This window comes from Nocardiopsis sp. TNDT3 (assembly GCF_003427465.1).
Classification (GTDB): domain Bacteria; phylum Actinomycetota; class Actinomycetes; order Streptosporangiales; family Streptosporangiaceae; genus Nocardiopsis; species Nocardiopsis dassonvillei.
In genome coordinates, this window is the sequence record NZ_QPFC01001189.1 from 1 (window position 1) to 6,207 (window position 6,207).

The window sequence follows — 6,207 nt, forward strand, 5'->3', positions numbered from 1 at the left end:
GGCGGGGACCGCCACGGCCCCGCCCGCCCGGATCAGGCGTCCTGGTGCTTCTCGACCCAGGACGTGAGGGGTTGCCCCTGGATGGCCGCCGCCATCAGCTCGGGGAACATGTCGGGGGTGCAGGCGAACGCGGGCACCCCCATCTCGGCGAGCGCGGACGCGTTCTGTCGATCGTAGAACGGCGCGCCCTCGTCCGACAGCGCCAGCAGCACCACCACCTGGACCCCGGCCGCCTGCATCGCGGCCACCCTCCTCAGCATCTCCGCTCGGACACCGCCCTCGTACAGGTCGCTGATCAGCACGAAGACCGAGTCGTTCGGCTTGGTGATGAGCCCCTGGCAGTAGGCGATGGCCTTGTTGATGTGCGTGCCGCCGCCCAGCTGCGTGCCGAACAGCACCTCGACCGGATCGGTCAGCTGCTCGGTCAGGTCCACCACCGCGGTGTCGAACACGACCAGCGACGTGCGCAGGGTCTTCATCGAGGCCAGCACCGCGCCGAACACGCTCGCGTAGACCACCGAGGAGGCCATCGAACCGCTCTGGTCGATCGCCAGCACCACGTCCTTCTGCACGCCCCGGCTGCGGCGGCCGTACCCCACCAGGGTCTGCGGCACGATCGTGTTGTGCTCGGGCAGGTAGTGGGCCAGGTTGCGGCGGATGGTGGCGTTCCAGTCGATGTCGGCCACCCGGCGCGGCCGGTGGGTGCGGGACGACCGGTCGATCGCCCCCTGCACCAGGGACCGCGTCTTCTGCGCCACGCGCCGCTCCAGGTCGTCCACCACGCGGCGCACCACCGCGCGGGCCGACTCGCGGGCCTGGTCGGGCATCACCCGGTTGAGGGACAGCAGGGTCCCCACCAGGTGCACGTCCGGCTCGACGGCCTCCATCATCTCCGGCTCCAGGAGGAGCTGGTGCAGCCCCAGCCGGTCCATGGCGTCCTTCTGCATCACCTGCACCACGGAGGACGGGAAGTACTCGCGGATGTCGCCCAGCCAGCGCGCCACGCGGGGGGCCGAGCCGCCGAGCCCGGCGGAGCGCTGGGCGCTGGTCCTGCCGGGGCCGACGCTGTCGTAGAGCGCCTCCAGGGCCCCGTCCATCCCCTGGTCGGCGGCGCTGAGGCCGGAGGCGCCGACCCCGCCGGAGCACTGCGCCTCCCGGCCCAGCACGAGCCTCCAGCGGCGCTCCCGCTCGTCCACGGCGTTCATGTGCGCACCTTTCCGTCGGTGAGGATGGCCAGCGCGGTGGCCAGGGCCGGGGCCGCGCGCCGGGTGTCCACGTCCACGCGGGCCGGGGCGGCCCGGTCGGCGGCGGGCGCCGTCCCGAGCCGCAGGGCGGCCGAGCCGATCTCCTGGCGCTCGGGGCTGTTGAAGGCCCCGAAGGTGCGCCGCAGCAGCGGCAGCACCGCGGTGAAGCGCTCCTCGGGCAGGGAGAGCAGCCAGGTGTCGATCAGCCCGAGCAGCCGGTCGTCGTGCACCAGGATCAGCCCGCTGCCCTGGAGGAACCCCTCCAGCCAGGCCGCGGCCGAGGCGGGTTCGACGCCCGGGGACATCGCCAAACCGAGGCGGCGGCGCAGTTCGTCGGCGTCCACGAGCCCGGAGTCGGACAGGATCCGGTTGACCCGGCCGGCGATGCGGCCGGGCAGGGTGTCGCGTACGGCCAGGGCGGTCAGGGCCGCCGTCCAGGCCTGGGCGCCCTCCCCGCCGAGGAGGGTGGCGGCGCCCTGCGTGGCGTCGATCTGCCGGACGAACCGCTCCGCAGCGTCGTCGTCCAGGCCGTGCACGGCCGGTGCCAGCCCGACGCACACCCGTCGCAGGATCTGCTCGGCCACCGTGCTCAGGTAGGCGCTGTCGGTGCCGCGCACGTCCCCGTAGCGGGCGGAGCGGGCCAGCGGCGGCAGCGCCTCCATCAGGTGGGTGACGTCGCTGTCGGTGGCCGCGCGGTCGGTGAGCAGGGACAGCACGCGGGGCAGGGCCCCGCCCAGGTCCGCGAACAGGCACTGCTCGGTGAGGGAGGTCAGCGCGGGCAGGGCCGCGTCCTCGGCGAGGTCGGCCACCCGGGCCGTGGCCGCCGAGGCGACGGTGGTGCCCCACCGGCTGGCCTCGATCAGCGCCACGTCCATGTCGGGGTCCCAGCGCAGCCGCCACGACTCCCGGAAGGTGCCCTTCTGCCCTCCGTCGGGGGTGCGCGGAACGCCCCACTCGACGCCGAGCAGCCGCAGCCGGTGCAGCAGCACGCTGCGTTCGCGCTGGCTGTCCTTGCGCAGGTCCAGGTCGAGGTCGCTGTCGAAGGGCTCGGCCTTGAGCCGCAGGCGCTTGCGGATCGCGATGAGGTCGCGCTGGAGCGGAACCATGGGCGTGGACGGGGGCACCGAGCCCATCCGCTCGCCGACGGCCATCCGGCGGTGGACGAGGGCGGCCCGGGTGGGCTCGCCCTCGCACAGGACGGCCGTGAGCGCCTCGGCCACCTCGTCGAGTCCGGCGAGCGGCCGCCCGCGCAGCACGGCGAGGCTCTCGGCCAGCCGCACGCCCTCGATGACGTGGGACGAGGACACCGCCAGCCCCTCCTCGCGGAGCATGCGGGCGGCGTCGGTCAGCCACCGGTGCACCGGGAGGTCGGGCGCGGTGAACAGGTGGTGGTACCAGCCGGGGGCGGCGACCCCGGCGCCGTAACCGCTGGAGGCGGCCAGGCGCCCGTGGGTCCAGGGCACCCAGGTGGCGGTGACCTTCGCCTTGGGCAGGCCCTTGAGCAGGGCGGTGTCGTCCTTGACCGAGTAGTCGGCCAGGTCGCGCAGGGCGGGGGCGTGCCAGGCGCCGCAGACCACGGCGATCCGCTCGTGGCCCTCCTTGAGGGTGGCGCGCAGGGTCTGGCGCATGTACGCCTCCCGGCGCGCGTCGCGCTCCGTCTCGGGGCCGGACTCGGCGCGGACGGCGGCCATGGCGTCGGCGATCGCCGGGAACGGGGAGGGCTCCCCGTCCCGGCGCTGCTCGATGACGTCGTCCCACCAGCGCTCGGCGTCGTCGTAGCCCGCCGCCTCGGCGAGCACCCCCAGGGGGTCCAGCCGGATCCGCTCCGGCTCGCCGACCTCGCCGCCGTCCGTCCCGTCAGCGGCCTCCGGGGTCCCGGCCCCGTCGGTCCCGCCGCTTCCCTCTGCCGCGACAGCCGCACCGGCTCCGGCCGCCTCGGGGTTCCCGGCAGCCTCCTCGGCCCCCGGGTCCTCTGAGTCACCCTCCGTGCGGGCGCTCTCCTCCTCGGCCCGGCGCCGCTCCTCGGCCTCGGCGACGCGCTCGGCCAGGGTGTTCGCGGCGGGCAGGTCGCAAAAGCGCACCCGCACGTCGTTCTCCACCGCGTAGCGCAGGGCCTCCCACTCGGGGGAGAAGCTGGCGAAGGGCCAGAACGCCCACCCGTCGCCCTCCGCCACCCTCAACGGTCGCGCTCCGCGCGCAGTCTTTTCCTTACCGTCACCCGCTCTCGGCTCGTCCCCCTTGGGGGTGTCGGCGAGGTAGGCCAGCAGCGCCACCGGCGGCTCCAGCTCGCCCACCAGCGAGGTGAGGGCGTCCGCCTCCGGCGGTCCCTCGATCAGCACGGCGTCGGGTTTGATCTCCTCCAGCGCCGCCCGGACGGCCCGGGCCGACCCCGGGCCGTGGTGCCGCACGCCCAGGACGTGCAGCCCGCTCGTGTCCAGTCGGGGCCGACCCATCAGGCGCCCACCTCGCGGCAGGCGCGGTAGAACTCGCCCCAGCCGTCGCGCCCGCGCGCGACGGTCTCCAGGTACTCGCGCCACACCACGCCGTCGGACACCCGGTCCTGGACGACGGCGCCCTGGATGCCCGCGGCCACGTCGGCCGGGCGCAGCTGCCCGTCGCCGAAGTGGGCGGCCAGCGCGATGCCGTTGGTGATCACCGAGATCGCCTCGGCGGTGCTCAGCGTGCCGCTGGGCGACTTGACCTTGGTGCCGTTGTCCTCGGTCACCCCCGAGCGCAGCTCGCGGAAGACGGTGACCACCCGCCGGATCTCGGTGAGGCTGGTGGGCACCTCGGGCAGGTCCAGGGCGCGGCCGAGCTGCTCCACCCGCTGGGTGACGATGCGGACCTCGTCCTCGGCGCTGTCGGGGACGGGCAGCACCACGGTGTTGAACCGGCGGCGCAGCGCGCTGGACAGGTCGTTGACGCCGCGGTCGCGGTCGTTGGCGGTGGCGATGATGTTGAAGCCGCGCTGGGCCTGCACCTCGACGCCCAGCTCGGCCACCGGCAGGGCCTTCTCCGACAGCACGGTGATGAGGCCGTCCTGCACGTCGGAGGGCATGCGGGTGAGCTCCTCGATGCGACCGATGGAGCCGCGCGACATGGCGGTCATCACCGGGCTGGGCACGAGGGCCGCCTCGGAGGGGCCCTCGGCGAGCAGCCGGGCGTAGTTCCAGCCGTAGCGGACGGCCTCCTCGGAGGTTCCGGCGGTGCCCTGGACGAGCAGCGTGGAGTCGCCGGAGATCGCGGCGGCCAGGTGTTCGGACAGCCAGGTCTTGGCGGTGCCGGGGACGCCGATGAGCAGCAGGGCGCGGTCGGTGGCCAGGGTGGCCACGGCGACCTCGACGACGCGGCGGGCGCCGATGTACTTGGCGCTGATCTCGGTGCCGTCGGACAGGGTGGTGCCCAGCAGGTACTGGGTGACCGCCCACGGGGAGAGCTTCCAGCCCGGGGGCCGCTGCCGGTCGTCGGCCTTGGCCAGCGCCTCCAGCTCGGCGGCGTAGGTCTGCTCCGCGTGCGGGCGCAGGGCCTGGGCGGCGTCGGTGCCGATGGAGGGGGTGGAGGTGGTCAACTGAGCTCCCTGTGCATGTCGAGTCGGAACCGGAGGGTGTCCCGGAGCCGGAGGTAGGCGTCGCCGGAGGCGTCGTTGTACGGAGGGGTCTGGTGGAGGTCGGTGAGGTGCCCGGGGGGCATGTGCACGGCCGCGGCCTCGCAGAGCAGCCGGTAGCCGTGGTAGTCCTTCTTGCGGTCCTTGGCGTGCAGGCGCGCGACGACCCGCGCGCTCAGCTCGGGGGTCCAGGGGCCGGGCGTGTCGCGGAGCTGCTCGCCCCAGCGGTTGAGGGAGGCCTTGTCGGTCAGGACGCCGTCGGCGTACGCGCAGCGCTCCTCGACCGGCAGCAGTTCCAGCAGCCTGCTCGTCTGGAACCCCGGTCCCGTGCCCCGCGAACCGAGGAACTCCAGGACGGCCCTGGCCCACTCCACGTTCCGCTGGACGACGACGGCGTTGACCAGGGCGCCCACCAGACGGGCGTTCTGCACGGCCTCCCGGTTCGCCGCCTCGAAGATGTCGGCGGGTTCGGCGCCCAGCAGCCCGGGCCACACGTCCAGCGGCGCGTGGGTGAGCAGCGCCCACAGCCGCTCGGCCCGCTCGTGCGCGTTCTCGTCGTCCTTGGAGGGCGCGGCCAGCGCCAGGTCGCGGTGGACGGCGGCGTCGCGGGTGCGGACGGGGTCCACCCACAGGGCGCCGTCCTCCCTGAGCGAGGCGTGCGCGCGGACGTGACCGCGCAGCCGCTCGGCGTGCGCGCTGTCGGGCAGCCGGGTGAGCAGGGACAGCGCGATCCCGCGCACGTTGGCGCTGCGGTCGTCCAGAGCCCGGTCGAGGAAGTCCGCGTCCGCCGGGCCGAGCCCGGTGGCGAAGGTCTCCAGCAGGCGGCGGCGCAGGTCCGCCTTGGCCAGGTTGGTCCAGACGGCGGCCAGCAGCTCGCGGGCGCGGTCGGGGTCGGTGGCGCGCAGCGCGGCGAGCGCGCGGCGGCGCTCTCCCGGGGTGCCGCAGCCCCAGTCGCGCTCGCTGAACCGGTCGGCGTGGACCGACTCGGCCAGCATGTAGGACCAGGCGGGGTTGAGCCCGGCCAGCCAGTGGCCGCGTGTGCCGACCGCGGCCGCGAGCGCGGGGCGCAGCTCGCTGTCGCGGGCGCCCTGGTCGAGGAGGGCGGGAACGCTGGAGTGCGCGACGCGCCGCCCCGAGGCGGCCACCAGCTCCAGCCACTCGGGGAGGAGTTCGGTCCGTCCCGTGAGGATGTCCTCCAGCCGGTTGGTGGCGGCCTGTCCGGTCTCGGGGCGCTCGTCCTCGGCGCCGGGCTCGACGGGCTCGACGCCGGTGACGGGGGTGTACCCGGCGGCGCGGCGGACGGCGATCAGGGCCGCCCGGTCCAGGAGGGCGACGGAGTCCTCGTCCTCGGGGGTGGGG

General features: G+C 74.8%; 4 protein-coding genes. All 4 read right to left on the bottom strand.

Annotated elements, in window-relative coordinates:
• Positions 1-32 precede the first annotated feature (32 nt).
• Positions 33-1,205: a VWA domain-containing protein gene (locus DQW06_RS25600; protein ID WP_013155572.1), complete on the bottom strand. Its 1,173-nt coding sequence runs from the start codon at positions 1,203-1,205 to the stop codon at positions 33-35.
• The gene (locus DQW06_RS25605; protein WP_117199453.1) at positions 1,202-3,697 is read right to left on the bottom strand and encodes a DUF5682 family protein; all 2,496 of its coding nucleotides are present in this window, start codon (positions 3,695-3,697) and stop codon (positions 1,202-1,204) included. The genes DQW06_RS25600 and DQW06_RS25605 overlap by 4 nt, the downstream gene beginning before the upstream one ends.
• Positions 3,697-4,812, bottom strand: coding sequence for an AAA family ATPase (locus DQW06_RS25610; RefSeq protein ID WP_013155574.1), 1,116 nt, complete (start codon positions 4,810-4,812; stop codon positions 3,697-3,699). Before DQW06_RS25610 ends, DQW06_RS25605 begins: the two co-directional genes overlap by 1 nt.
• On the bottom strand, positions 4,809-6,207 hold a 1,399-nt coding region (locus DQW06_RS25615; RefSeq protein WP_117199454.1), incomplete at its 5' end, for a DUF5691 domain-containing protein. The genes DQW06_RS25615 and DQW06_RS25610, both read right to left, overlap by 4 nt.